28 protein-coding genes are annotated in these 23,542 nt (G+C 71.2%); 15 read left to right on the top strand and 13 right to left on the bottom strand.

The annotated features are described in order from the left end of the window. The first annotated feature begins 24 nt into the window (after positions 1 to 24). On the top strand, positions 25 to 726 hold the full coding sequence (locus ASF37_RS10400) for a hemolysin III family protein (RefSeq protein WP_055964684.1): 702 nt from the start codon (positions 25 to 27) through the stop codon (positions 724 to 726). Beyond that, positions 723 to 3,242, top strand: coding sequence for an RNA helicase (locus ASF37_RS10395; RefSeq protein ID WP_056580264.1), 2,520 nt, complete (start codon positions 723 to 725; stop codon positions 3,240 to 3,242). The genes ASF37_RS10400 and ASF37_RS10395 overlap by 4 nt, the downstream gene beginning before the upstream one ends. Before the next feature lie 107 nt (positions 3,243 to 3,349). Here ASF37_RS10395 and ASF37_RS10390 read toward each other — a convergent pair whose 3' ends face one another. Then, entirely contained in the window at positions 3,350 to 5,365 is a 2,016-nt protein-coding gene (locus ASF37_RS10390) for a thioredoxin domain-containing protein (protein ID WP_056580262.1), read from the bottom strand. Positions 5,366 to 5,441: 76 nt separating this feature from the next. Here ASF37_RS10390 and ASF37_RS10385 point away from each other — a divergent pair, with 76 nt between their 5' ends. Together ASF37_RS10385 and ASF37_RS10380 are read left to right on the top strand one after the other, a co-directional pair. Then, complete coding sequence (locus tag ASF37_RS10385) at positions 5,442 to 6,038, top strand: DUF4126 domain-containing protein (RefSeq protein ID WP_056580260.1); 597 nt, start codon at positions 5,442 to 5,444, stop codon at positions 6,036 to 6,038. Continuing rightward, positions 6,035 to 6,475, top strand: coding sequence for a hypothetical protein (locus tag ASF37_RS10380; RefSeq protein WP_156368164.1), 441 nt, complete (start codon positions 6,035 to 6,037; stop codon positions 6,473 to 6,475). Before ASF37_RS10385 ends, ASF37_RS10380 begins: the two co-directional genes overlap by 4 nt. Here ASF37_RS10380 and ASF37_RS10375 read toward each other — a convergent pair. Next, a complete protein-coding gene (locus ASF37_RS10375; protein WP_055964671.1) occupies positions 6,462 to 6,701 on the bottom strand; it encodes a hypothetical protein in 240 nt (79 codons plus the stop codon). The genes ASF37_RS10380 and ASF37_RS10375 overlap by 14 nt on opposite strands. 46 nt (positions 6,702 to 6,747) lie before the next feature. Next, positions 6,748 to 7,620, bottom strand: coding sequence for a mycothiol conjugate amidase Mca (mca, locus tag ASF37_RS10370; RefSeq protein ID WP_055964668.1), 873 nt, complete (start codon positions 7,618 to 7,620; stop codon positions 6,748 to 6,750). A 91-nt stretch (positions 7,621 to 7,711) separates the two neighbouring features. Between mca and ASF37_RS10365 the strand changes: the two genes are divergently transcribed. Continuing rightward, on the top strand, positions 7,712 to 8,089 hold the full coding sequence (locus ASF37_RS10365) for a DUF4307 domain-containing protein (protein ID WP_056580257.1): 378 nt from the start codon (positions 7,712 to 7,714) through the stop codon (positions 8,087 to 8,089). 69 nt (positions 8,090 to 8,158) lie between these two features. Then, complete coding sequence (greA, locus tag ASF37_RS10360; RefSeq protein ID WP_055964662.1) at positions 8,159 to 8,659, top strand: transcription elongation factor GreA; 501 nt, start codon at positions 8,159 to 8,161, stop codon at positions 8,657 to 8,659. 93 nt (positions 8,660 to 8,752) lie between these two features. On the opposite strand, the gene ilvA is transcribed toward greA, so the two are convergent. Together ilvA and ASF37_RS10350 are read right to left on the bottom strand one after the other, a co-directional pair. Further along, positions 8,753 to 9,946 carry a threonine ammonia-lyase gene (ilvA, locus tag ASF37_RS10355; RefSeq protein WP_056580580.1) on the bottom strand — a complete coding sequence of 398 codons (1,194 nt, stop codon included), beginning with the start codon at positions 9,944 to 9,946 and terminating at the stop codon, positions 8,753 to 8,755. 189 nt (positions 9,947 to 10,135) lie between these two features. Further along, complete coding sequence (locus ASF37_RS10350) at positions 10,136 to 11,263, bottom strand: AI-2E family transporter (protein WP_055964660.1); 1,128 nt, start codon at positions 11,261 to 11,263, stop codon at positions 10,136 to 10,138. A gap of 89 nt (positions 11,264 to 11,352) precedes the next feature. Here ASF37_RS10350 and msrA point away from each other — a divergent pair, with 89 nt between their 5' ends. Next, complete coding sequence (msrA, locus tag ASF37_RS10345) at positions 11,353 to 12,003, top strand: peptide-methionine (S)-S-oxide reductase MsrA (RefSeq protein ID WP_056553286.1); 651 nt, start codon at positions 11,353 to 11,355, stop codon at positions 12,001 to 12,003. Positions 12,004 to 12,055: 52 nt separating this feature from the next. Here msrA and ASF37_RS10340 read toward each other — a convergent pair whose 3' ends face one another. Then, positions 12,056 to 12,325 (bottom strand): hypothetical protein, encoded by a 270-nt coding sequence (locus ASF37_RS10340; protein ID WP_055964649.1) that lies wholly within the window; start codon positions 12,323 to 12,325, stop codon positions 12,056 to 12,058. Positions 12,326 to 12,501: 176 nt separating this feature from the next. On the opposite strand from ASF37_RS10340, the gene ASF37_RS10335 reads away from it, so the two are divergent. The 4 genes from ASF37_RS10335 to ASF37_RS10320 all read left to right on the top strand — a co-directional run bounded on the left by ASF37_RS10335 (position 12,502) and on the right by ASF37_RS10320 (position 15,401). Beyond that, positions 12,502 to 12,846: a hypothetical protein gene (locus ASF37_RS10335; RefSeq protein ID WP_156368163.1), complete on the top strand. Its 345-nt coding sequence runs from the start codon at positions 12,502 to 12,504 to the stop codon at positions 12,844 to 12,846. Positions 12,847 to 13,065: 219 nt separating this feature from the next. Next, a complete protein-coding gene (locus ASF37_RS10330) occupies positions 13,066 to 14,274 on the top strand; it encodes an MFS transporter (protein ID WP_235499976.1) in 1,209 nt (402 codons plus the stop codon). Continuing rightward, a complete protein-coding gene (locus ASF37_RS10325) occupies positions 14,271 to 14,822 on the top strand; it encodes a mismatch-specific DNA-glycosylase (RefSeq protein WP_056580255.1) in 552 nt (183 codons plus the stop codon). The genes ASF37_RS10330 and ASF37_RS10325 overlap by 4 nt, the downstream gene beginning before the upstream one ends. 123 nt (positions 14,823 to 14,945) lie before the next feature. Continuing rightward, complete coding sequence (locus ASF37_RS10320; RefSeq protein WP_055964640.1) at positions 14,946 to 15,401, top strand: Hsp20/alpha crystallin family protein; 456 nt, start codon at positions 14,946 to 14,948, stop codon at positions 15,399 to 15,401. A gap of 57 nt (positions 15,402 to 15,458) precedes the next feature. On the opposite strand, the gene ASF37_RS10315 is transcribed toward ASF37_RS10320, so the two are convergent. Then, positions 15,459 to 16,277, bottom strand: a complete 819-nt coding sequence (locus ASF37_RS10315) for an SDR family oxidoreductase (protein ID WP_056553296.1) — start codon at positions 16,275 to 16,277, stop codon at positions 15,459 to 15,461. 127 nt (positions 16,278 to 16,404) lie between these two features. Here ASF37_RS10315 and ASF37_RS10310 point away from each other — a divergent pair, with 127 nt between their 5' ends. Continuing rightward, positions 16,405 to 16,902, top strand: coding sequence for a GNAT family N-acetyltransferase (locus tag ASF37_RS10310; protein ID WP_055964634.1), 498 nt, complete (start codon positions 16,405 to 16,407; stop codon positions 16,900 to 16,902). 57 nt (positions 16,903 to 16,959) lie between these two features. On the opposite strand, the gene ASF37_RS10305 is transcribed toward ASF37_RS10310, so the two are convergent. After that, positions 16,960 to 17,652 carry a tyrosine-protein phosphatase gene (locus ASF37_RS10305; protein ID WP_056580254.1) on the bottom strand — a complete coding sequence of 231 codons (693 nt, stop codon included), beginning with the start codon at positions 17,650 to 17,652 and terminating at the stop codon, positions 16,960 to 16,962. An 87-nt stretch (positions 17,653 to 17,739) separates the two neighbouring features. Here ASF37_RS10305 and ASF37_RS10300 point away from each other — a divergent pair, with 87 nt between their 5' ends. After that, the gene (locus ASF37_RS10300) at positions 17,740 to 18,651 is read left to right on the top strand and encodes an SGNH/GDSL hydrolase family protein (protein WP_056580252.1); all 912 of its coding nucleotides are present in this window, start codon (positions 17,740 to 17,742) and stop codon (positions 18,649 to 18,651) included. A 163-nt stretch (positions 18,652 to 18,814) separates the two neighbouring features. Here the strand turns inward: ASF37_RS10300 and ASF37_RS10295 are convergent, their stop codons facing one another. From ASF37_RS10295 to ASF37_RS10280, 4 genes are all read right to left on the bottom strand, one after another. Then, the gene (locus ASF37_RS10295; protein WP_055964625.1) at positions 18,815 to 19,669 is read right to left on the bottom strand and encodes a Bax inhibitor-1/YccA family protein; all 855 of its coding nucleotides are present in this window, start codon (positions 19,667 to 19,669) and stop codon (positions 18,815 to 18,817) included. A 133-nt stretch (positions 19,670 to 19,802) separates the two neighbouring features. After that, on the bottom strand, positions 19,803 to 20,849 hold the full coding sequence (locus ASF37_RS10290) for a hypothetical protein (RefSeq protein WP_056580250.1): 1,047 nt from the start codon (positions 20,847 to 20,849) through the stop codon (positions 19,803 to 19,805). Continuing rightward, complete coding sequence (locus ASF37_RS10285; protein ID WP_055964618.1) at positions 20,846 to 21,172, bottom strand: PadR family transcriptional regulator; 327 nt, start codon at positions 21,170 to 21,172, stop codon at positions 20,846 to 20,848. The genes ASF37_RS10290 and ASF37_RS10285 overlap by 4 nt, the downstream gene beginning before the upstream one ends. Positions 21,173 to 21,243: 71 nt before the next feature. After that, positions 21,244 to 21,783, bottom strand: a complete 540-nt coding sequence (locus ASF37_RS10280) for a DinB family protein (RefSeq protein ID WP_056580248.1) — start codon at positions 21,781 to 21,783, stop codon at positions 21,244 to 21,246. 36 nt (positions 21,784 to 21,819) lie between these two features. Here ASF37_RS10280 and trmB point away from each other — a divergent pair, with 36 nt between their 5' ends. Next, entirely contained in the window at positions 21,820 to 22,569 is a 750-nt protein-coding gene (trmB, locus tag ASF37_RS10275) for a tRNA (guanosine(46)-N7)-methyltransferase TrmB (RefSeq protein WP_056580246.1), read from the top strand. A gap of 17 nt (positions 22,570 to 22,586) precedes the next feature. Continuing rightward, positions 22,587 to 22,952 (top strand): hypothetical protein, encoded by a 366-nt coding sequence (locus ASF37_RS10270; protein WP_055964608.1) that lies wholly within the window; start codon positions 22,587 to 22,589, stop codon positions 22,950 to 22,952. Between the two features lie 21 nt (positions 22,953 to 22,973). Here the strand turns inward: ASF37_RS10270 and ASF37_RS10265 are convergent, their stop codons facing one another. Continuing rightward, positions 22,974 to 23,450, bottom strand: coding sequence for a DUF6194 family protein (locus ASF37_RS10265; RefSeq protein WP_056580573.1), 477 nt, complete (start codon positions 23,448 to 23,450; stop codon positions 22,974 to 22,976). Between the last annotated feature and the right edge of the window lie 92 nt (positions 23,451 to 23,542).

Raw genomic sequence — 23,542 nt, 5'->3', positions numbered from 1 at the left:
GTCGGGAGGGCTACTCTGTCCCCCATGTCCCGGACCGATCACGACTCGTCGACCGACGAGGTCACCGACCGCATCCGCGACAACCTCGTCGAGCTCAAGCCGAAGCTGCGCGGGTGGCTGCACGCTGCCACGGCGCCCCTGAGCTTCTTCTCGTTCCTCGTCATGCTGGTCATCGCCGACGACGTCGTCGTGCGCGCCGGCGTGGCCGTCTTCATGGTCTCGGCGCTGCTCCTGTTCGGCACGAGCGCGCTGTACCACACCCGCACGTGGTCCGACGAGGCTCGCGTGGTCTGGAAGCGGCTCGACCACGCCAACATCTTCCTGCTGATCGCCGGGTCCTACACGCCCTTCAGCCTGCTGCTGCTCGACACGAAGGAAGCGACGATCATGCTGTCGCTCGTGTGGGGTGGCGCCTTGGCCGGCGTGGCGTTCCGCGTGTTCTGGGTCGGCGCCCCGCGGTGGATCTACGTGCCGCTGTACATCCTGCTCGGCTGGGCAGCGGTCCTGTACTGGAGCGAGTTCGAGGAGAACGCCTCCACCGCGGTGCTCGCGCTCATGGTCATCGGTGGCGGGCTCTACACGATCGGCGCGCTCGTCTACGGCTTCAAGTGGCCCGACCCGTTCCCGCGCTGGTACGGCTTCCACGAGGTGTTCCACACGCTGACGATCGCGGCGTTCATCGTCCACTACATCGGCGTCAGCCTGCTCGCCTACCAGCAGCGGTGAGCCCGGGGCTGTCGGTTCCCGACGGGGCCTCGCCGGACGACGTCTTCGACGCGTTCGGCGCTTGGGTCGAGGGACGCGGCATCACGCTGTACCCAGCGCAGGAGGAGGCGGTGCTCGAGCTGCTCTCGGGCTCGAACGTGGTGCTCGCGACGCCCACCGGCTCGGGCAAGAGCCTGGTGGCCACCGCCGCCATCGCCGGCGCCCTGGCCCGCGACGAGTGCGCCGTGTACACCGCACCCATCAAGGCGCTGGTGAGCGAGAAGTTCTTCGACCTGTGCGACGTCTTCGGCGCCGAGAACGTGGGCATGCTCACCGGCGACGCGTCGGTGAACCCCGACGCGCCGGTGGTCGTGGCCACGGCCGAGGTGCTGGCCAACCTCGCCCTGCGCGAGGGCAGCGCCGCCGACGTCGGCCTGGTGGTGATGGACGAGTTCCACTTCTACGCCGACCCCGACCGCGGCTGGGCGTGGCAGGTGCCGCTCGTGGAGCTGCCACGGGCGCAGGTGCTGCTCATGTCGGCCACGCTGGGCGACACCACGACGCTGCGCGAGGACCTGGTCCGGCGCACGGGTCGCGAGACCGCGCTCGTGGCGTCGACCGAACGGCCGGTGCCGCTGGTCACGGAGTACGTCACGTCGCCGGTGCAGGAGGTCGTGACCGAGCTGGTGGAGACCGGCCAGTCCCCCGTCTACATCGTGCACTTCACGCAGGCGTCGGCGCTGGAACGGGCGCAGGCGCTCAGCAGCGTCGCGCTGGCGTCGCGGGCCGAGCGCGACCTGATCGCGGAGGCCATCGGTGGCTTCCGGTTCACGTCGGCGTTCGGCAAGACGCTGTCGCGCCTGGTCCGCATGGGCATCGGCGTGCACCACGCGGGCATGCTTCCGCGCTACCGCCGTCTGGTGGAACGGCTGGCGCAGCAGGGTCTGCTCAAGGTCGTGTGCGGCACCGACACGCTGGGCGTCGGCATCAACGTGCCCATCCGGACCGTGCTGTTCAGCGGGCTCACCAAGTACGACGGGCGTCGCCAGCGCCAGCTGCAGGTGCGCGAGTTCGCGCAGATCGCCGGGCGGGCGGGTCGGGCCGGCTACGACACCGTCGGGCACGTGGTGGTCCTGGCGCCGGAGCACGACATCGAGAACGCGAAGGCGATCGCCAAGGCAGGCGACGACCCGAAGAAGCTCCGCAAGGTGCAGCGCAAGAAGGCGCCCGAGGGCCACGTCTCGTGGAACGAGGCCGTGTTCGACAAGCTCGTGAACGGCACGCCGGAGCCGCTCGTGCCGCGCATGCACGTCACCCACGCGATGGTCCTCGACGTCGCGCAGCGTCCCGGCGACGCGATCGCCGCGCTCGACCGGCTGATCGAGGAGAGCGTGGTCCGTCCCGAGGACGTCGAGCGGCTGCAGACCCGGGTGCGCGACATCGTCGAGGCCCTCGTGGCAGGCGGGGTGGTCGAGAGGCTCGACCCACCCGACGCGGAGGGTCGCACCCTGGTCCTGACCATCGACCTGCAGCGCGACTTCGCCCTCAACCAGCCGCTGTCGCCGTTCGCGATCGCCACGCTCGAGCTGCTCGACGTGGAGTCCCCGGAGTACCACCTCGACGTCGTGTCGGTCGTCGAGGCGACGTTGGAGGACCCGCGGCCGATCATCTCCGCCCAGGTGTTCCGCGCGCGGGGCGAGGCGGTGGCGCAGATGAAGGCGGACGGCATCGAGTACGACGAGCGGATGGAGCTGCTCGACGAGGTCGAGCACCCGAAGCCGCTGCGCGACCTGCTGGAGGCGGCCTACGAGACGTACACCCAGGGACACCCGTGGGTGCGCGACCACGAGCTCCGCCCGAAGTCGGTGGTGCGCGAGATGGCCGAGCGGGCCATGACGTTCTCCGAGCTGGTCTCGGACTACGGGCTCGCGCGCTCGGAGGGCATGGTGCTGCGGTACCTGTCCGACGCGTACAAGGCGCTGGAGCGGACGGTGCCGGCGTCGGCGCGCACGGAGGAGCTGACCGACCTGACGGCCTGGCTGGGCGAGCTGGTGCGCCAGACCGACTCGAGCCTGCTCGACGAGTGGGAGAAGCTGGTGAACCCGGCCGACCCGGCGAGCCTGGACCGGGCGCAGGCCGTGGCCGACGGCGAGGAGACGATCCGCCCGGTCACCACCAACGAGCGCGCGTTCAGGGTGCTGGTGCGCAACGCGATGTTCCGTCGGGTGGAGCTGGCTGCGCTGGGCCGGTGGGACGCGCTGGGCGAGATGGACGGCGAGGACGGCTGGGACGCCGAGGCGTGGCGCGAGGCCATGGCGGCCTACCGCGAGGAGTACGACCACCTCGGCACCGGCCCGTCGGCCCGTGGCCCGGCCTTCATCGACCTGCAGGTCCAGGGGAGGACGTGGCACGTGCGCCAGACCTTCGAGGACCCGGAGGGCCACCGCGACTGGGGCATCTCCGCCACCGTCGACCTCGACGCCAGCGACGCCGCCGGCGAGGCCGTCCTCACCGTCACCTCCGTCGGCCCCGCCTGACCCCACCCTCCCCCCATCGGTGGATCCTCAACATCTGTCCCGCCATCGGTGGATCGTCAACGTCAGCGACGCTGCTGCGGTTGAGGATCCACCGATGCGGGGCCGGTTCAGAGCAGGGCGTGGTCGGTGACCGGCAACGCGCAGACGTGGTCTCGGCAGACGTAGGCGGTGGCGCGACCGTCGACGGCCACCCGGTCGGCGAGCAGCGGCACGGCAGGATCGGCCGACGCGGCCGCGACGACGACGGCCGGCGACGTGCGCAGCAGGGCGGCTCGATGCATCCCCGCGCGTGAGTCCGCGTCGGGTCCGACCACGGCGATCTCGTCGGGCCCGGCCACCAGGGCCTCGGCGGCGGCGAGGGTCCACCCGGCGAAGCGCGGCAGCTTCTCCCCCAGCTGCGCGGCCGAGCGCACCGCGCGCTCGGCGGCCTCGCGGTAGCGCGGGTCGGCGGTCACGGCCGCGGCGGCGACGAACGCGTGCGCGGCGGCCGACGTGCCCGACGGGTACGCGTTGTCCGACGCGTCCTGCGGACGGACCACCAGGTCGGACGCGTCGTCCGCGGTGTCGAAGAAGTCGTCGCCGTCGGATGCCGCGAAGTGGTCGAGCACGCGCTCGAGCACGGCCCGGGCACGCTCGAGCCACACCGCGTCGCCGGTCACGCCGAGCACCGCGACGAACGCCTCGGCCACCGTGGCGTGATCCTCCAGGACACCGTCGTGGACCCCTGCCACGCCGTCGCGCGACGCCCGCAGCACGCGGCCGCCGTCGCGCAGGTGCACCTCGGCGAGCAGCGTGGCAGCGCGCACGGCGGCGTCGGTGAACCGCGGCTCCTCCAGCAGCACCCCCGCCTCGGCGAGGGCGATGACCGCCAGGGCGTTCCAGGCGGCCACGACCTTGTCGTCACGTGCGGGTCGGGTGCGCTCGGAACGAGCCGCCAGGAGCGTCGTGCGCACCGACGCCCACCGCTCGGGGTCGTCGGGGTCCTCGCGCAGCTGCAACGTCGAGAACCCACGCTCGAACGTGCCCGGGCCGGTGACGCCCAGCAGCTGCGCCGCCCACGCCCCGTCGGAGACGCCGAGCAGCCGCATCAGCTGGTTGGGGTTCCACGCGTAGAACGCGCCCTCGTGGACCTCGCCGCGCGGGTCGGCGCTGTCGGCGTCGAGGGCCGACGCGAACCCGCCCTCCGGCGTGGCCAGCTCGGCCAGCAGGAACTCCGCCGTCTCGGTGGCGACGCGCCGTGCGAAGGCCTGCCGCGCGACGTCTCCGGTCGCCAGCTCGGCCCGCCACCAGTGCAGGTAGACCCGCAGCAGCTGGGCGTTGTCGTAGAGCATCTTCTCGAAGTGCGGCACCTGCCAGTAGCGGTCGACGCCGTAGCGGGCGAAGCCACCGGACAGCTGGTCGTACATCCCGCCGCGCGCCATCGCGTCGCAGGTGGTGCGGACCATCTCGAGGGAGCGTTCGGTGTCCGTGCGCGCCCAGTGCCGCAGGCACGCCTCGAGGACCATCGACGGCGGGAACTTGGGGCTTCCGGCGTAGCCGCCGGCCTCGTCGTCGTGCTGGCCCGACAGCACCGTCTGCGCCGCGTCCAGCGCCTCGGCGTCGAGCGCGGAGCCGCCCGCGTCCACCACGTCGCGCAGGTGCTCGAGGACGTCGGCACCGACCTTCGTCACCTCGTCGCGGCGGTTCTGCCAGGCGTCGGCGAGCGCCTGCAGGATCTGCGTGAACGCCGGCTGCCCCTGCCGCGGCTCGGGCGGGAAGTACGTACCGGCGAAGAACGGCTCGCCCGTCGGCGCGAGCACGACGGTCATGGGCCATCCGCCCTGGCCGGTCATCGCCTGCGTGGCGCGCATGTAGACCGCGTCGACGTCGGGCCGCTCCTCGCGGTCGACCTTGACGTTGACGAAGTGGTCGTTCATGAACTGCGCGGTGGTGGGGTCCTCGAACGACTCGTGCGCCATCACGTGGCACCAGTGGCACGCGGCGTACCCGACGCTCAGCAGGATCGGCCGGTCGAGCGACTGCGCGAGCGCGAGCGCCTCGTCACCCCACTCCCACCAGTCGACGGGGTTGTCGGCGTGCTGGAGCAGGTACGGGCTGGTCGCTGCGCTGAGTCGGTTCGGCACCCCTCCACCATGCCAGCCCGGCCGCGGGACGCTCGTCGGTCCGCCGTCCCGGCCGCTCATCGGACACACTGGCGCCATGAACCTGGTGGCCATCGCGTTCTCGACGGGCTGGGCGAGCGGGGTGAACGCCTACCTCGTCGTCCTGACGCTCGGGCTGGCCGACCGGCTCGGCGGGTTCGAGCAGATCCCCGACCAGCTGGCCCGGCGCGACGTGCTCGTGGCGGCCGGTCTGCTCTTCGCGATCGAGCTCGTCGTCGACAAGATTCCGTACCTCGACTCCACCTGGGACGTCGTGTCCACCGTGCTGCGCCCCACCGTGGGCGCGGCCCTCGGCGTCCTCATGGCGGGCGACGCAGGCGCCAGCGAGGCCGTCTACGGCACGATCAGCGGCGGCAGCGCGCTGGCAAGCCACCTGGTGAAGGCCGGCACACGCCTCGCGGTCAACGCCTCCCCGGAGCCGTTCACCAACATCGGGGTCAGTGTCGGCGAGGACGTCACCGTCCTGGGCGTCGTGGCACTGCTGCTCGCCAACCCGTGGCTGGCGTTCACGCTCACCGCGGTGCTGCTGGTCGCCGGGATCGCGATGCTCGTGCTCCTGGCGCGCCTCGTCCGACGAGGTCGGGCTCGATGGCGACGCCGACGGTCCGGGCCATCAGGGACGGTGAGCCCGTGACGCCACGGCAGTACTGGCGCGCGGTCCTCGGCTCGGCGGTGCTCGCCGTGGCTGTCGGCACCGGCGGTCTGTTCTTCGTGTTCTTGCTCGCGTACGGCTTCGCGGAGACCATCACACCGGTGCACCACGTCGCCTTCCTGCTCGGGACCGCGGCACTCATCCAGGTGTCGACGGTCCTGTCGGCCTCCGCGCTGCGCTCCGAGATCGTGGAGCCCGGCCTCACCCGCGGCCTGGCCAGGTCGGCGACGCTCGTCGTCCTGCTCCCGGCCCTCGCGGTGGGCGTGGTGGTCAGCCTGACGCACGAGGACCAGAACTCCGTGACCGCTGATCAGCCCGACGTCCCGTTCGTCGCGATCGTCGTGCTCTGCTCGTTGGCGGCGGTCGGCGCTGTCGTGTCGCTGGTCCGGACGTACCGGAACCGCGTCAGTCGCGGTTGACGCGCTCGTCGTCGGAGCGGTTCTGGAGCGGCGCGTCGTCGGCCTGGTCGCCCTCCCAGGGCTGGGCGGCCTTCTTGGTGTGCTTCGCGAAGGACTTGGCCAGGAAGAACACGGCCACCGCGAGGGCGGCGACGATGCCGAGCGCGAGCCAGCCGGGACGCACGATGTTCGGGTCGAGGCCACGCGGCCTCTCGGCCGTGACCAGGATCGTCAGGAGCTCACCCATGGCCCCAGCCTACGCCTGCGGTTCCGGGGTCCGCCGGTCGGCCGGGTCAGCGCAGACCGGCGAAGAGGTCGTCCTCGGGCAGCGACGTCTCGACCTTGGAGTCGACCAGCTGGTAGTCCTCGGTGGGCCACGCCTCGGCCTGGACCTCGTTGGGGATGGAGAAGAACCAGCCGTCGGGGTCGATCTGGGTGGCGTGGGCGAGCAGCGCGGCGTCGCGGACGTCGAAGTACTCGGCGCACTCCACCCGGGTGGTGAGCCGGGCCTCGTCCTCGGGCTTGCGCTCCCACTTCTCCATGCGCTCGGCGTAGGGGTTCTCGAGGCCGTGCCGCTCGACGGCCGCGGAGATCGCCTCGAGCTTCTTGAAGTTCCAGCCGAGGTGGTAGTAGAGCTTGCTGACCTGCCAGGCCTCGCCCAGCTCGGGGTGCCAGTCGGGGTCGGCCGCCTTCTCGTAGGCGAGGACGCTGACCTGGTGGCACATGATGTGGTCGGGGTGCGGGTAGCCGCCGTTCTCGTCGTACGTGGTGAGGACCTGCGGCTTGAACGAGCGGATGAGGCGCACGAGCGGGATCGCGCCCTCCTCGACCGGGACCAGGCCGAAGCACCCCTCGGGCAGCGGCGGCTTGGGGTCGCCCTCGGGCCAGCCGGAGTCGACGAAGCCGAGCCAGTCCTGGGTGACGCCGAGGATCTCGCGGGCGCGATCCATCTCCTCGCGACGGATCTCGGTGATCAGCTCGGGGTTGTCCTCGATGCCCGGGTGCTGGAACTGCGGGTTGAGGATGCTCCCGCGCTCACCCCCGGTGCACGTGACGACGTGCACGTCGACCCCCTCGGCGACGTACTTGGCGGTGGAGGCGGCACCCTTGCTCGACTCGTCGTCGGGGTGCGCGTGCACGTGCATGAGGCGCAGCTTCTCGGTCACCGCCCCAGTGTTCCACCGGTACGCACACCCGCACGGACGGGGTTCACCAGGCAGGACGCCACCGTCAGGACCGACCTGGGAGAATCGTGGCGTGAGCACCCTCGACGAGCGCTACGGCCGCCGCACCACGCGACGCTGGGTGTGGCCGACGATCACCGCCGTCGGGGTGGCCCTGGGCATCGTGTGGGCCGCCTGGGTGGCCCTCGACACCGAGCCGGTCACGGCGGAGGTCCACGGCTACGCGGTGGAGTCGCCCGCGCGGACCGTCGCGACCATCGAGGTCCGACGTCCGGAACCGGTCCCCGTCCGCTGCACCGTCTACGCCCAGGCCCTCGACCACTCCGTCGTGGGCGAGCGCACCGTCGACGTGCCCGCCGGCACCCGCGAGCGGACGCGCGTCGAGGTGCCGATCAGCACCGAGCGCGAGGCCGTCACTGCAGTGCTGAGGACGTGCCAACTCACCGACTGACTGCTAGGCTGCACGTTCGACCCCAGGCTCGATGCCTGGGGTTCCGCTTGTTTTCCAGGAGGTTCGAACATGTCTCAGTCCAGCACCGAGACCATCTGGGTCACCCAGGAGGCGTACGACCGTCTGAAGGTGGAGCTGGCGAATCTCAAGGACGTCGTCATGCCCGACATCACCGAGAAGATCGCCGCCGCCCGCGACGAGGGTGACCTCAAGGAGAACGGTGGCTACCACGCCGCCCGCGAGGAGCAGGGCAAGGCCAACGCCCGCATCCAGCAGCTCGAGGACATGCTGCGTCGCGCCGAGGTCGGCGAGAAGCCTGCCGACGACGGCATCGTCGAGGCCGGCATGGTCGTCGGCGTCACGTTCGCCGGCGACGACGACGTGGAGCGCTTCCTGCTCGGCTCGCGCGAGCTGCTGAGCCTCGACTCGGCCGTCGACCTCGACGTCTACTCCCCCACGTCGCCGCTCGGCGCAGCGATCTTGGGCAAGAAGGTCGGCGACGACGCCTCCTACGAGGCGCCCAACGGCAAGACGCTCACGGTCTCGATCGTGGAGGCCAAGCCCTTCTGAGCGACCGTTCCTGACGCGGCCCTCGAGTCCGCGGCACGAGGCATGACGAGGCCCCGGGACCCGATGGTCCCGGGGCCTCGTCGCGTCCGACGCTCAGACGAGCAGGTGGCCGAGCTCGCCCAGGCGCCGACGTGAGGCCTCGGCGTGGTCGGGTCCGCGGGTGGCCGCCTGGACCGCGACCTCGACCTCGCGCACCCCGAGCGACTCCGCGGAGCGGTCGTGGGCCACGTCGAGCACGTTGACCTGCAGGTCGGCGAGGTCGGTGAGCAGCCGCATCAGCTCGCCCGGGCGGTCGGAGAACCGGACCCGCAGCTGCATGAAGCGACCCGCGGCGGACAGGCCGTGGCGGATGACGTCGAGCAGGAGCAGCGCGTCGATGTTGCCGCCGGACAGCACGGGGACCACAGGGCCCTGGAACCGTCCGGGGTCGTCGAGCAGGGCAGCCACGCCGGCGGCACCCGACGGCTCGACGAGCATCTTGGCGCGCTCGAGCAGGCCGATGAGGGCCGCGCTCATGGCGTCCTCGCTGACGGTCACCACGTCGTCGAGCTGCTCGGCGATCACCTCGAAGGGGATGAGTCCCGGCTGGGCCACGGCGATGCCGTCGGCCATGGTCGGACCCATCACGCCGGTGACCGGGTGGCCCTCGGCGAGCGAGGTCGGGTAGGCGGCGGCGTCGGCGGCCTGCACGCCGACCACGGAGACGTCGGGTCGGCGTTCGCGCAGCAGGGCGATGCCCGCGGCGAGCCCACCGCCACCGAGAGGCACGAGCACGGTGCGCACGTCGGGCAGCTGCTCGATGATCTCGAGGCCGACGGTGCCCTGCCCGGCGAGGACGTCAGCGTGGTCGAAGGGGTGGATGAGCACGGCGCCGGTGCGCTCGGCGAACTCCTGGGCGTGCACGAGCGCCTCGGTGACGCCGGTGCCGGCAAACTCGATGTCGGCGCCGTAGCCGCGGGTGGCGGCGATCTTGGGCAGGGCCGCGCCGTCGGGCATGAAGATGGTCGCCTTCGCGCCGAGCAGCTGCGCGGCGAGGGCGACGCCCTGGGCGTGGTTGCCGGCGCTGGCGGCCACCACGCCACGCGCTCGCTCGGCGTCGCTCAGCCGCGCGATGCGCACGTAGGCGCCGCGGATCTTGAACGACCCGGTGCGCTGGAGGTTCTCGCACTTGAGGTGCACGTCGGTGCCGACCCGTTGGCTCAGCCACCGCGAGTGCGCCATGGGAGTGCGCTCGACCACCGGCGCGATCAGCTCACGCGCCGCCTCGACGTCTCGCAGGTCCACCACCCTGCTCACCCTAGACGGGCTCCCCCACGCTCCGCGTCCGCCGGTCGTGGCCGTGAGAGGTAGGTGGCGCGCGGAATGCCGTCGAGCGGTAGGACGCCCGCGGATTCGACCCGCGTATCCGCGGCACACCTACCGACGACCCGTGACGAAGCGCGGTGCACCTACCGCCGATGCAGCGCGCCGACGGTCTCAGGCCGGCTCGGGCTCGGCGTCGGAGTCGGCGTCGGGAGGTATGTCCTCGGGTAGTCCGTCCTCCTGCAGCGGCGCACCGGCCTCGGCGGCGAGGTGACGCACGATGCCGTTGAGGCAGGCCACGAGCGGGACGGCCACGAGGGCGCCGACGATGCCCGAGACCGTGATGCCGGCGGCGATGGCGATGATGATCGCGAGCGGGTGCACGGCCACGAACCGGCCCATGAGGAACGGCTGCAGCACGTGCGACTCCAGCTGCTGGACGGCCACGACGGCCGCGAGCATGAACAGGGCCACGATCGGACCCTGGGCCACGAGGGCCACGAGCACCGCCACGAGACCCGACAGCAGTGCGCCGATGATCGGGACGAACGCACCGAGGAACACCAGCACGCCGATCGCGAGGGCGAGGGGCACGCCCAGCAGCCAGGCGGCGACGGCGATGCCGATCGCGTCGGTGAGCGCAACGAGCACGGTGGCCCGGACGAAGCTGGTGAGGCTGTGCCAGGCGGTCTCGCCCGACGTGTGCACCTTCTCGCGCGCGGCCTGCGGGAACAGCGCCACGAAGAACGCCCAGATCCGGTTGCCCTCGTAGAGGAAGAAGAACGACGCGAAGAGCGCGATGAAGAAGCCGGTGACGAAGTGCGTCAGGGTGGTGCCGACAGCGGCCAGCTGGTCGACGGCGGCGGTCTCGCCGAACGTGCGGATCGCGTCCTGCACCTGGTCGACGTAGCGCGTCAGCTGGCTGTCGCTGAGTCCCAGCGGACCGTTCTGCGACCAGTCCTGCACCTGGGAGATGCCCTCGATGACCTGGGCCTTGAGGTCGTAGAACTGGGTGGAGAGCTGTTGGCCCACGAGCGCGATGAGCCCGAAGAACAACGAGAGCATGGTGAGCACGACGATGGCCGTGGCCAGCAGACGCGGCAGGCCCCTGCGCTCCAGGAAGTCGACGGAACCGATGGTCAGGGCGGTGCCGAGCAGCGCGATGGCGATCGGGACGGAGACCTCGGAGAAGAAGCTGAGCAGCCAGTACAGGCCGTAGCCGGCGGCCCCGATGACGAGGAGTCGCCAAGCCCACGCCGTCGCGATCTCGACGCCGACCGGAATCTCTGGACGCGTGCTCACCTGCGTGGTTCCCTCACTCGGACGACACTATCGGGAACAGCGCACCGCGCACGGTCGTTGACACGCGTGGACCCAAGGAGTGTGACCCGATGATCTTCGGAACCCGCAAGACCGAGCTCCCCGACGCGCAGAGCGCCCTGCCCGGCCGCGCCGATCGACCCTTCGCCGTGGGCACCACGCACCGCGTGCTCGGCACCCCCATCGAGACCCCGCTCGACGCGGGCGTCGTCCCCGACGGCTTCGAGGTGACCGTGGTCGGCCTCGGCTGCTTCTGGGGCGAGGAGAAGACCTTCTGGGAGGTGCCCGGCGTCTGGTCGACGTCGGTGGGCTACGCCGGTGGCATCACCCCGAACCCCAGCTACGAGGAGGTGTGCACCGGCCGCACCGGCCACGCCGAGGTCGTGCGGATCGTCTTCGACCCGTCGAAGGTCACGTACGCCGACCTGCTCAAGGTGTTCTGGGAGAACCACGACCCGACGCAGGGCATGCGCCAGGGCAACGACCGCGGCACCCAGTACCGCTCGGTCCTGCTCACCACCACCGACGAGCAGCAGCGCCAGGCCGAGGAGTCGCGCGACCGCTACCAGGAGCAGATGACCAAGGCCGGCTACGGCCGGATCACCACGGCCATCTCCCCCCTGGGCGAGTACTACTACGCCGAGGAACCGCACCAGCAGTACCTCGCGAAGAACCCCTTCGGCTACTGCCCGCTGCACGCGACGGGCGTCAGCTACGCCTGACCCGGCGCACGCCGGGAGCCCGTCGGACCACCGGTCCGGCGGGCTTCGTGTGTCACTCCTCGGTCCGGGCCGCCCTGTCGTCCGCCGAAATTGCCTCGGCATCCCGCATCCTGCGCCGCTCGATCTGCTTCAGCGTCGGGTTCTGTCGAAGCCAGATGAACGCGTTGGCGGCCAGGAAGATCGCGCAGGCAACGAGCAGCGCCACCGGCCTCGACAGGCCGGTGATGGCCGCAACGGAGCCTCCGGCGCCCATCAGCGCGAACACGGCCCAGACGCGATGACTCCTAGGCGCGTCCTTCATGTATTGCTCATAGGTCTTCATCGGTGCCGCCACATCAGTTCGTCCGTCCCGACAGCGTAAAGGTGCGCAGGCTCTTCCTCCCCGAGTGGACGAGGGACTCCTCACCCTCACGAGACATCCGGCTCGATCGTCGGTATCCCTTCCACACGCCGTCTTTTCCGCTGCGCATCGACCCTGACGCGGTGTAGAACGGCACCGTGTCAAGAGAGGACGTCGAGCGCCCGGGAGGCGGCGCGTCCTACTCGTCCTTTAACGAGCCCGTGCCGTTCGACCTCGAGGCGGAGGCTCGCGACGCGACGGGTGCGACGTGCCACGTCTGCGAAGCACCGGCGACCGTGATGGTCGAGGTGCTCCGGCGCACGGACAGGAACGGGAGCGCCGTGGTCCTGTGCGACGAGGATCATCGCCTGGCCTCGGGCGGAGAGCTCGAGGTGCTGGCCCAGCGCATGGCGCAGGACGGGATAGGTGACGTCGACGACCACCGCAGAGTCGCCCGGATCCTCGTCACCGACCTGGGCAGATCCACCCCGATCCCCCCGTAGCGGTTGGCGCTGACCAGCGGCCCGACCCAGCATGGTGTTCTGACGCATTCGCGTCGATCCATGCGCGAATAATCGTCGCCAACGCGTCAGAACGCGAATGGGGCCGGCGCGGTTCGCAAGGATGGGGAATGCAGACGCCACCGAAGGCGTTCGAAGCAGTGGTGCCGATGGACCCGTCCGCGCGCCGCGACCAGCCGCCCGAGAGCCGCGGAGGACACCGTGACCACCATCAAGCCGACCCAGCGCTGGGCGTTCGGCATGCTGCTCGCCCTCGTGGCCGTCGCGCTCGGCGTCTCGGGTGCACCCGCACCGCTCTACGCGCTGTACGCGCAGGAGTGGGGCTTCGAGCCCATCACCACCACCGTCGTCTTCGCGGTCTACGCCGTCGCCGCGCTCGGTTCCGTGCTGGTCACGGGGTCGATCTCCGACCGCTACGGACGCCGGCCCGTGCTCGTCGCCGCCGTCCTGCTCATCCTGGTGGGCCTCGGGCTCTTCATCGCGGCCGACTCCGTGGCCTGGCTGCTCGCGGCGCGGGTGGCGCACGGGCTCGGCGTCGGCGCCGTCGTGGTGGTCGCGTCGGCTGCGCTGCTCGACCTGCGACCCGACGACGGTGAACGCACCGGTCGCCTCACGGGCGTGGTGTTCAACGGCGGCATCGCCGTCACGCTCGTCGGTGTGGCCCTGATCGTCGACATGGGCCCCGCGCCGACCGTGCTGCCCTACGCGGTGCTCGTCGCCATCATGGCCGCGCTGCTGGTGGCCGTGCTGTGCATGCGCGAGCCGCACACCGACGACCGCGCCGTCACCCTCAACATCGCGCGACCGCGCGTGCCGGCCTCGATCGCCGGACACTTCCGGTTCTCCGCCCTCGGCGTCATGGCCGCGTGGTCGGTGCTCGGCGTGCTGCTGTCGCTGTACCCACGGATCGCGTCGGAGGCCATCGGGGCGACGTCGGTGCTGTTCGGCGGAGCGGTGGTCGGTGCGTCGGCGGCAGCGTCGGCGCTCAGCCAGGCGGTCGGTGGCCGCTGGCCCGCCCGACCGACCGCCATCGTCGGCGACCTGGGCACCGCGGTGTCGCTCGTGCTGTGCGTGCCCGCGGTGGCCTGGGGTCACGCCTGGGCGATCGCTGCGGCCTCGACGTTGGTGGGCCTGTTCTTCGGCCTCGCGTTCGGCGGGTCCCTGCGCCACCTGAGCCAGCACGTGCCCGCCGCGCACCGTGGCGAGGTCATGTCGGCGTTCTACGTGCTCGCCTACGGCGCCATGGCGGTGCCGACCGTGCTGGCCGGCTGGGCCGCCACCGTGTGGAGCCCCCAGACCATCTTCGCCCCGTTCATGGTGGCGGTGGCCGTGGCCTGCACCCTCGCGGCGCTCCTGGGGATGCGCACCCAGGAGGAGACCGTCGACGAGCCCGTCGCCGCCGCGTCGTGACCGAGCCGCTCGACGACCTGCCGGAGGTGCCCGACCTCGCAGGTCCCGGGATGCGGCTGCTCCTCGTCGGGATCAACCCCAGCCCCATGACGGCGCGCACCGGGTTGCACTTCGCGCACCCCGGCAACCGCTTCTACCCCGCGCTGCGCGTCGCCGGGATCTTGCCCGCCGACGCGACCACGCCCGAGCTCGCCGCGCCGGTGCTCGTGCAGCGAGGGGTGGGCATCACCAACCTGGCGCCTCGCCCCACCGCCCGCGCCGACGAGCTGACCGACGACGAGGTGCGCGCCGGGCGCGACCGTGTGGCGGCCGTGGTGCGTGCCCACCGTCCGCGCGTGGTGGCGGTCGCAGGGATCACCAGCTTCCGCACGGCCTTCGGCGACCGCCGTGCACGGGCCGGTCGGCAGCCGACCGACCTGGAGGGCGCGCAGCTGTGGGTCGTGCCCAACCCCAGCGGACTCAACGCGCACGCCACCGTCGAGACCCTCGCCCGCGACTACCTCGAGGTGGCCCTCACGGCCGGAGTGACCGTCGAGGACAGGGCGTGATTCGTTGTTCGCCGACGGCGAACTGACATACACTCACTCATGGGAATTGAGTCGACTAGACTCAGGTTTAACTGGATGTCCCGGTCGCGGTGGCCGGGCCGAACGATCCCCCAGGAGGACACCATGAGCAACGTTTCCGTCTTCACCCGTCGCGATCCCTTCGCCGAGTTCGACTCGCTCGTCCGGAACGCGTTCTCGCCCAGCGGCAGCACCTCGCGCCTCGACTTCACCCCCGCCGTCGAGACCGTCCGCGACGGTGACGACGTGGTCGTGCGTCTCGAGCTGCCCGGCATCGACGTCTCGAACGACGTCACGGTCGAGGTGACCAACGGCCGCCTCGTCGTCAAGGGCGAGCGGCGCGACGAGCGCGCGGAGAGCAAGGCCGGCGAGTCCGGCGAGCAGCCCACGCGTCGCATCAGCGAGATCCGCTACGGCTCCTTCGAGCGCAGCTTCGGGCTGCCGGGCCACGTGACCGCCGAGGCCGTCAGCGCCTCCTACGACGCCGGCATCCTCGCGGTCCGCGTCGCGGGCGTGTACGCGGGCACCGAGCCCACGCGCATCGAGATCAGCCAGGGCTGACCCGCACGACCACAGGGCCCCGTCACCCAGCGGTGACGGGGCCCTGTCGCGTCTCGGTCAGAGGCCGAACCGACGGCCGGCGGCGGCGAACACGCCCTGGTAGCGCGAGCCCAGGACCCGCACGGCCGCGTCGAGCACACGGGCGTCGTTGCCGATGAGGACGCGAGGGCGGCCCTTCTCGACACCGCGAAGGATCACCTGCGCAGCCTTCTCCGGCGACGTGCGGGCGAGCTTGTCGAACGAGCGAGCCAGCTCGTCGTGGTCGCGCCCCTCGGCCTGGTCGGCGTTGCGAGCGATGTTCGTGGCGATGCCGCCGGGGTGCACGCACGTGACCTTGACCGGGTGCTTGGCCAGGACCATCTCCTGACGCAGCGACTCGGTGAAACCACGGACCGCGAACTTGGCCGCGTTGTACGCGCTCTGCGACGGCATCGAGAAGATGCCGAAGATGCTCGAGACGTTGACGACGTGGCCGTCGCCCGACGCGATGAGGTGCGGCAGGAACGCCTTGGTGCCGTGCACGACGCCCCAGAAGTCGACGTCCATGACCTTCTCGACGTCCTTGTACGACATCTCCTCGACGTTGCCGGTGAAGGCGATGCCGGCGTTGTTGAACACCAGGTTCACGCGGCCCAGGTCGGTGGCCACCAGCTGCGCGTACTCCTCGACCCGCTCGCGCTCCGCGACGTCGATGACGTCGCCGCGCACCCGGGCGCCCGTGGCCTCCACGAGGCGCTGGGTCTCGGCCAGACCCGCGGTGTCGACGTCGCTGATGGCCAGGACGGCGCCCCGGCGGGCGAGCTCGACGGCGAGTGCGCGACCGATGCCCGAGCCGGCGCCGGTGACGACGGCGACCTTGTCGGTGAAGTGGGTCATGGGGGATCCTCTCGACGACTCAGATACCGACGGTATCCGAGTTGAGCGTAGAGCACGACGCTCGCTGGGACAAGACAATGCCTGCATTCCCCGCCGTCCCGGGACTTTCGCCCGTAGGCTCAGGGGCATGAAGACCCTCGTGCTGCCCTCCGGCGTGCGTGACGCGCGCCCCGAGGACGTGGGCACGATCGTCACGATGGTGCGAGAGCTGGCCGAGTACGAGCAGGCCGCCGAGCAGGCCACGATGACCGACGTGCAGCTGTACGAGGCACTGTTCGGCACCGACCCGCCGGCCTCCGCACTCGTGGTGGAGAACGGCCACGGGTCCGTGGTCGGCTTCGCACTCTGGTTCCGCACGTTCTCGACGTGGGACGGCGTGCCCGGCATCCACCTCGAGGACCTCTACGTGCGCGCGTCGCGCCGCGGCGCGGGCTTCGGCCGCCGCCTGCTCATCGGGCTGGCGCGCATCGCGACCGAGCGCGGGTACAGCCGCATCGAGTGGGACGTGCTGCGCTGGAACTCCCCCGCGATCCGGTTCTACGAGTCGCTCGACGCGACCCCGCAGGACGAGTGGCTGGCCTACCGGCTCACCGACAAGGCGATCGAGCTGCTCGCCGAACCCTGATCGACACCGCTCGGAGCGTGCCCTGCCCTCAGGTGCCCCGCTCTTGGTTGCCCGCCCTCAGGACAGCATGGCGGTGCGCAGGCGGTCGAGGGTGCCTGCGTCGCCGCCGACCGAGGAGTACCAGCCCTCGACGCCGCCGGGGTGGGCGTCCCACCGGTCGATGACGTGCTCGATCGCGTCGCGCGGGACCATGAGGAACGCGGCCGGCACCGGCGGGTGGTCGGAGCCGGGATGGCGAAGCCGGGCATCGATCTCGGCGGTGGCCCGCTCGGTGAGCATGTAGTCGGCGACGACGTCGGGGCGCTGCACCCCGAGCAGGCTGAGCACGAGCGCCACGGAGATGCCGGTGCGGTCCTTGCCCGCCGCGCAGTGGACGAGGGTGGACCCTCCCGTGGCGGCGGCCTGGGCGACCTCGTCGACCAGCTGCGCCAGCATCTCGCCGGCGGTGTCGAGCACCTCGCCGTACAGGTGCTTGAGGGTCGGGGTGTCCTCGTGCCAGCCGGGCCGCAGCGCCTGCAGCAGCGAGAGCGTGACGACCCTCGGACCCAGCGGGGTGAGCGGGTGCGGGCCACCGTGCTCGACGGCGGACCGCAGGTCGAGCACCAGGGAGGGCGGCCACGGGGTGCCGTCGGGCACGACGTCGGTGGGCTCGGGCACGCCGCTGCGCAGCAGCAGACCAGGCCGGACGGAGGCACCGTCGAGGCCGGTGACACCACCGACGTCACGGAAGTTGGGGATGACGACGCTCACGCCGCTCATCGTAGGTGTGAGGACCCACACTCCCTCCGGGCCGGTTCTGGGGCGGCCCTCTCAGGCGGGTGGATCTAGCATGGCGTCGTGAGAATCCCCCGCAAGATCGCGTCCCAGGCCGCGATCGGAGGGGCAGCCGCCGTCACCGGCTACTACGGCGTCATCTTCAGCGAGCTGATGGTCGCGAAGCGGGCGATCGGCATCACCGACGCGCGTCCACCGAGCGCCGACGGCCTGTACGGCGAAGAGCTGCCCCGTGAACCCGTGCGCTGCCTGGTCCTCGGCGACTCCGCAGCCGTCGGCTACGGCATGGCCCGTGCCGACGCGACTCCTCCTGCCATGCTCGGCATCGGCCTGGCGCACGTGCTCGACGCCCAGGTCGAGATCCGCTCCGAGGCCGTCGTGGGCGCGCAGACCCACGACCTGCGCGACCAGATCGAGGCAGCCGGCGACTTCGATCCCGACCTGGTCGTCATCGTTGTCGGCACCAACGACGTGACCCACCGCGTGCCCGCCTACCAGTCCACCCGGCTGCTCGGCTCGGCCGTGAAGAAGCTCGTCGACGGCGGCGCCCAGGTGGTGGTCGGCACGTGCCCCGACCTCGGGACCGTGCGACCCCTCCCCCAGCCGCTGCGCTGGATCGCCCGGCGCAAGAGCCGCTCGCTCGCCCGCAAGCAGACCGTGGCCACGGTCCGCGCCGGCGGTCGCGCCGTCTCGCTGGGCAGCCTGCTCGGCGTGCTGTTCACCGAGAAGTACGACGTGATGTTCGGCGAGGACCGGTTCCACCCCTCCGAGACCGGCTACGCCAACATGGTCTCGGTGCTCGTCCCGTCGCTGGCGGCCGCGTGGCGCGAGCGCGACCGCGACTTCGCCGTGGCGCACTTCGGCGGCTCCCCCGGCACGATGTCCCTCACCGACGCCGCAGAGAAGGCCGCGCTGCGCGAGGGCACCGAGGTCACCCGCGACGGCCGCTGGGCCCGCATCCTGCGCCGCCGCTGACCCACGATTCTCCCTTCGCGCGTCCGCGGACGAACGCTTCTTCCTTCTCGTGGACCGTTCCACGAGAAGGAAGAATCTCTGCCCCCATGGCCGGGGTCGCGGTCCAGCAACGACGACGGCCGGCCACCCCGTGAAGGGTGGCCGGCCGTCGTGTGGAGTGGTGTCAGTCCGAGCCGCGCAGGATCGCGAGGATGCGCAGGATCTCGATGTAGAGCCAGATCAGCGTGACCGTGAGGCCGAAGGCGGCGCGCCACGACTCACGCTCGGGCAGGCCGGCCTCGACGCCGCGCTCGACGAAGTCGAAGTCCATGATCAGCATGAACACGGCGAGCACCACGGCGATCGCGGAGACCACGAGGCCGAGGCCGTCCATGCCGCGCAGGCCGCCACCCTCGAGGACGCCGGTGATGCTGAGCACGAAGTTGACCAGCATGACGCCGACGAAGGCGAACATCGAGATCGTGACGATCTTGCGGAACTTGTCCGTGACCTGGATGTTGAAGAACTTGTAGGCCGCCAGCGTGGCGCCGAACGCGACCATGGTGGCCAGGACGGCCTGGAAGACGATCGTCGGGTCGCCGACCCAACCGGCCACGACCTTGGAGAAGGCGCCGACGAAGACGCCCTCGGCCACCGCGTAGGCGAGGACCAGCGCGGGGCTGATGACCTTCTTGAACGAGTTGACCAGCGAGAGGCCGAAGCCGACGATCGCACCCGCGAACGCGAAGCCGAAGGCCTTCTGCACCGCCGCCTGGTCGGTGGCGATGTCACCGATGAGGAACCATGCTGCCGCGGCGGTCGCGATGACGACGCCCAGGGTGAGGGCGGTCTTCTCGACCGTGGACTCGATGGTCATGACGCCCGTGCCACGTCCGGTGGACGTGTGCGTGGGGCCAGGCTGCGAGGTCGAGCCGTCGAGGTCGATCTTCCACTGCGAAGGATCGGTGGCGCGGGCCGTGCTGGTGCCACGGCCGTTGAACCCCTCGGATCGGTTGAAGACGGGGTTGTTGCTCTGCATGGTTCCCTCCGGGAATCAGTACTCAGCACTACTGAGGAAGTCGATGTGACCTCACCCTACATAACGTCCGAGAGGCGCGATTGTTTCCCGACACGGACTGGTTTCGCAGGGAAACCAGTCCGTGTCGGGTGGATCAGTCCGGCGCGTCGGTCGGGGCGGTCGACGGCGCTTCGGACGGGCTCGTCGACGCCTCGGGAGCAGGGGCCAGTGCCGGCACCTTGAGGAACGGGGCCTCGGGAACCTTCGCCTCCCCGATGACGGCCGACGAGGCCGAGCCGAGCTCGTCGAGCACGTGCTGCACGACGGACAGCGGGTAGACGTTCATGACGTCCTGGCCGGTCTCCAGCGTCGCCGGCGACCACGCGGTGCCGTCGGCGGCGATGCCGTCGGTGCAGCCGTTCGCGCACTCGTCGCGCACGGTGTTCAGAGCGGGGGCCAGCGCGCGACCGTCCTGGTCGAACAGCTGCACGCCACTGAGGGGGCGGCCCTGCGCGTCATAGGGGTAGATGTTCGTGATGCTGGAGCCGTCGAGGGACATCCCCGCCGGGTCCTCGGAGCCGACGTAGGTCATCTCGTAGGTGCTGGTCTCCCAGGACTGCGCCGTGGCCACCACCGGAAGGAGAGCGACGGCGGCGACGACGTTGCCGAGCACCAGGAGCGGGCCGATCCGTGGGGCACCCCAGAGGCCACGACCCCACTGGACGCTCACCGTCACGAAGGCGGCGAGGAGGATCCACGTGCCGAGCGTCGTGGGGGCGAAGCCGGACTCCCAGCCGAAGAACGCCGCGACCAGCCACGAGGCCAACCAGGCCCGGGTGACCCACCAGACCGGCTGCAGCACGGACAGGAAGTCGAGGACGCCCCGGCCGACCGGGCTCCGACGCAGGGCCAGGGTCACGTCGCGCCACGTCTCGCTCGCCCCCTGGCGCAACGAGTCGAGGCCGCCGGCCAGGCCGGAGCGCTGGTCCTCCTTGAGTGGCAGGCCGGCCGCGGCGCGCAGCTCGGCGGCGTAGGCCACGGGGTCGGGGAGCTCGCGGGCGAGGTCCTCGGCGTAGGCCTCGGCCAGGTCGGCCTCCAGGCCCTCGGTGAGCTCCTCGAGCTCGTCGGCGGGCAGGTCGGCCAGCTGGGCGCGCACGCGGGCGGCGAAGGCGCTGATCTCGGTCGGGATGGTGGTGCTCATGCGGCGTCCCCCGTCAGGAGTCGGTTCATGGTGTCGGCGAAGTCGGCCCAGACCTTGCGCTGGGCCGCGAGCATCGAGCGCCCCTCGGGCGTGACGCCGTAGTACTTGCGGTGCGGCCCCTCCTCGGAGGGCACCACGTACGACGTGAGCGCGCCGGCCGCGTAGAGGCGCCGCAGCGTCCCGTACACGGAGGCGTCGCCGACGTCCTCGAGCCCTCCGGCGCGCAGGCGGCGCACGACGTCGTAGCCGTACCCGTCCTCGGACTCCACGACGGCCAGCACGGCCACGTCGAGCACGCCCTTCAGCAGCTGCGTTGCATCCATGCGGTGGACAGTACCACGCACTGCGCAGTACCTCGCAGAGCACGACACCGGGTCCGCGTGTCGCGCTCCGACTAGCCGTCGACGTCGGCCAGGTGGTGCGCCACGTCGTGCCAGAAGTACTGGGCGAAGGTCTCGACGGTGAAGACCGAGCCGTCGCTGCGCAGGCCGACGCGGCCCCACGCGTCGGACGGGACGGCGTCGAAGGCTTCGGCCAACTGCTCCCCCGCCGCGGTCAGCTCGCGGGCCACGACGCCCGGGTCCTGCTCGGCGTAGCGCTGCTCGACGGCGGTCGCGTCCTGGTCCCAGTTGGCGAAGCGGGCCTCGCCCTCGTCGGCGGTGAGCATGAGCCGGAGCCGCTCGGCGAAGAGCACGAGGACGTCGCGCACGTGGCACGCGTACTCGAGGTCGGACCAGACGTCGGGGCGGCGCCGCACCGCCGCATCGGGACGAGCGAGCACCTGCTGCCAACGGGGCAGGCAGGCGCGCACCATGTCGGCCACCCCGCGCGGGTCGACGTCGTCGGCGCGGAACCCGCACTCGGCGCACGGCTCCTGCAGGACCCACGTCCAGTCCTTGTCGTCGGGGACGATGCTCTCGTCGACGGTGCTCATGCACCCGATCGTGGCCGACGATCTAGGGTTCGAGCCATGCCCGACGCTGCCGACCAGCCGCGAGATCCCGCCACCGCCGAGGACCCGCCCCGCTTCCGCCGTGAGCCGGTCTCGTTCACCCGTCGCGGAGGACGCCTGACCGAGAAGCAGCAGGACGCGTGGGACGCGATGGCCGAGACGTACGTGCTCGACGTCCCGCGGGCCGGGACCGACACGTCGGTGACCCCCGACTGGCGGGTGGAGCCGGAGCGCGTGTTCGAGCGCACCGCGCCGCTGGTGGTGGAGATCGGCAGCGGACGCGGCGAGAACGTGGTGGCCGCGGCCCAGCAGCACCCGGAGTGGGACTTCCTCGCGATCGAGGTGTGGGTGCCGGGCGTGGCGACGACGCTCCTGCAGGCGCGCGCGGCAGGCGTCACGAACATCCGGCTCGCGGTGGCCAACGCCACCGAGATGCTGGGAACGGCGCTCGAGCCGACGTCGGTGCACGAGCTGTGGACGTGGTTCCCCGACCCGTGGCACAAGAAGCGTCACACCAAGCGACGCCTGGTCACGGTGCCGTTCACCGAGCTCGTCGCGCGGGTTCTCGAGCCCGGCGGGACGTGGCGCCTGGCCACCGACTGGGCCGACTACGGCGAGCAGATGTCCGAGGTCATCGCGGCCAGCCCCCACGTGAGCGGCGGCCCCGTGGACCGGTTCGAGGGTCGCGTGCTGACCAAGTTCGAGCGCAAGGGCCTGGACAAGGGGCGCGTGATCCACGACTTCGCTGCGCAAGTTCTGCAGCACTGACGTCCTACACTGGCCGGATGGACGGCACCGCCACGGCAGACCTGCTCGGCATCACGGACGGCTTCCGCGTGTGGGTCGTCGGCGAGACCGTGGAGGAGCGCTCGCTGCTCGACCCGCTGCCCGAGGGCGTGGAGACGTTCGACGAGTACGTGCACTCCCTCGACGCCACCGTGGTGATCACCGACGACGTGACCGCGTTCGCCGAGCAGGTCGACGAGGTCTTCCCGCAGCTCGGTTCCGTGCCGCTCGTATGGGTGTGCTTCCCGCCGCACGACCTCTCGGCCGACGAGGTCGCCGAGGTGGTCCACGAGTTCGGCTGGGGCGCCACGCCGCCGGTGCTGCTCGACGACGCGTGGATGGCCATGCGGCTCGCGCAGGACTGAGCCCCCAGGCCTGATCGACACTCAGGCCGAGCCGGCCGCCTCACGTCGCTCGAGACGTCGACGATCGGCGTCGTGAGCATACTGCGCCAGCTCGATCGCTCGGTCGACCGTCTTCTCCCCCGGGTTCACGACGGACACCCAGCCGTACGCGCCGTAGATCGGGTGCGGGACGAACGTGTCCGTGGCGGCGTGGTCGACGTCGGCCACGCTGAGCTGGCCCGGCGGGTGGCCGAAGAGGTCGGCGTAGGCGTCGGCACCGACGTTGAGGTTCAGGCGCCAGCGGCCCGGCTCGTCGAGGTTCGAGACGGTGTCGTCGGGGTAGTTCTTCGTGACGATCGTCGTGTGCGGCTGCCGGTTGGTCGGCACCTCGCCGTTGGGGGCGTAGTAGAAGAAGTGGTCGCCCCACGAGATCTCGGGGTGGTTGCTGCCCTCCTCGGGCGCGAGCTCGAGCGCGCCGGGCAGGCTCCGCAGCGCGGTCAGGACGTCGTCGATGGCCATGCGGTCAGTCTGCACCCCGCGGGTCGCCACCGACCCGGTTTGGCGACCTCATCGCGGCACGATCAATGTGAGGCAGGCGTACAAGCTCGAGC

The sequence above is a fragment of the Aeromicrobium sp. Leaf289 genome, assembly GCF_001423335.1.
Lineage (GTDB): Bacteria > Actinomycetota > Actinomycetes > Propionibacteriales > Nocardioidaceae > Aeromicrobium.
Note: the sequence above shows the minus strand (reverse complement) of the source record. Positions and strands in the feature narration are given on the sequence as shown.

Excerpts from the sequence above, each read along its gene's own strand:
- ASF37_RS10400 (WP_055964684.1), top strand. The coding sequence starts at position 25 with ATGTCCCGGACCGATCACGACTCGTCGACCGACGAGGTCACCGACCGC.
- ASF37_RS10385 (WP_056580260.1), top strand. The coding sequence starts at position 5,442 with ATGAACCTGGTGGCCATCGCGTTCTCGACGGGCTGGGCGAGCGGGGTG.
- ASF37_RS10375 (WP_055964671.1), bottom strand. The coding sequence starts at position 6,701 with ATGGGTGAGCTCCTGACGATCCTGGTCACGGCCGAGAGGCCGCGTGGC.
- greA (WP_055964662.1), top strand. The coding sequence starts at position 8,159 with ATGTCTCAGTCCAGCACCGAGACCATCTGGGTCACCCAGGAGGCGTAC.
- msrA (WP_056553286.1), top strand. The coding sequence starts at position 11,353 with ATGATCTTCGGAACCCGCAAGACCGAGCTCCCCGACGCGCAGAGCGCC.
- ASF37_RS10340 (WP_055964649.1), bottom strand. The coding sequence starts at position 12,325 with ATGAAGACCTATGAGCAATACATGAAGGACGCGCCTAGGAGTCATCGC.
- ASF37_RS10320 (WP_055964640.1), top strand. The coding sequence starts at position 14,946 with ATGAGCAACGTTTCCGTCTTCACCCGTCGCGATCCCTTCGCCGAGTTC.
- ASF37_RS10315 (WP_056553296.1), bottom strand. The coding sequence starts at position 16,277 with ATGACCCACTTCACCGACAAGGTCGCCGTCGTCACCGGCGCCGGCTCG.
- ASF37_RS10310 (WP_055964634.1), top strand. The coding sequence starts at position 16,405 with ATGAAGACCCTCGTGCTGCCCTCCGGCGTGCGTGACGCGCGCCCCGAG.
- ASF37_RS10295 (WP_055964625.1), bottom strand. The coding sequence starts at position 19,669 with ATGCAGAGCAACAACCCCGTCTTCAACCGATCCGAGGGGTTCAACGGC.
- ASF37_RS10290 (WP_056580250.1), bottom strand. The coding sequence starts at position 20,849 with ATGAGCACCACCATCCCGACCGAGATCAGCGCCTTCGCCGCCCGCGTG.
- ASF37_RS10285 (WP_055964618.1), bottom strand. The coding sequence starts at position 21,172 with ATGGATGCAACGCAGCTGCTGAAGGGCGTGCTCGACGTGGCCGTGCTG.
- ASF37_RS10280 (WP_056580248.1), bottom strand. The coding sequence starts at position 21,783 with ATGAGCACCGTCGACGAGAGCATCGTCCCCGACGACAAGGACTGGACG.
- trmB (WP_056580246.1), top strand. The coding sequence starts at position 21,820 with ATGCCCGACGCTGCCGACCAGCCGCGAGATCCCGCCACCGCCGAGGAC.
- ASF37_RS10270 (WP_055964608.1), top strand. The coding sequence starts at position 22,587 with ATGGACGGCACCGCCACGGCAGACCTGCTCGGCATCACGGACGGCTTC.
- ASF37_RS10265 (WP_056580573.1), bottom strand. The coding sequence starts at position 23,450 with ATGGCCATCGACGACGTCCTGACCGCGCTGCGGAGCCTGCCCGGCGCG.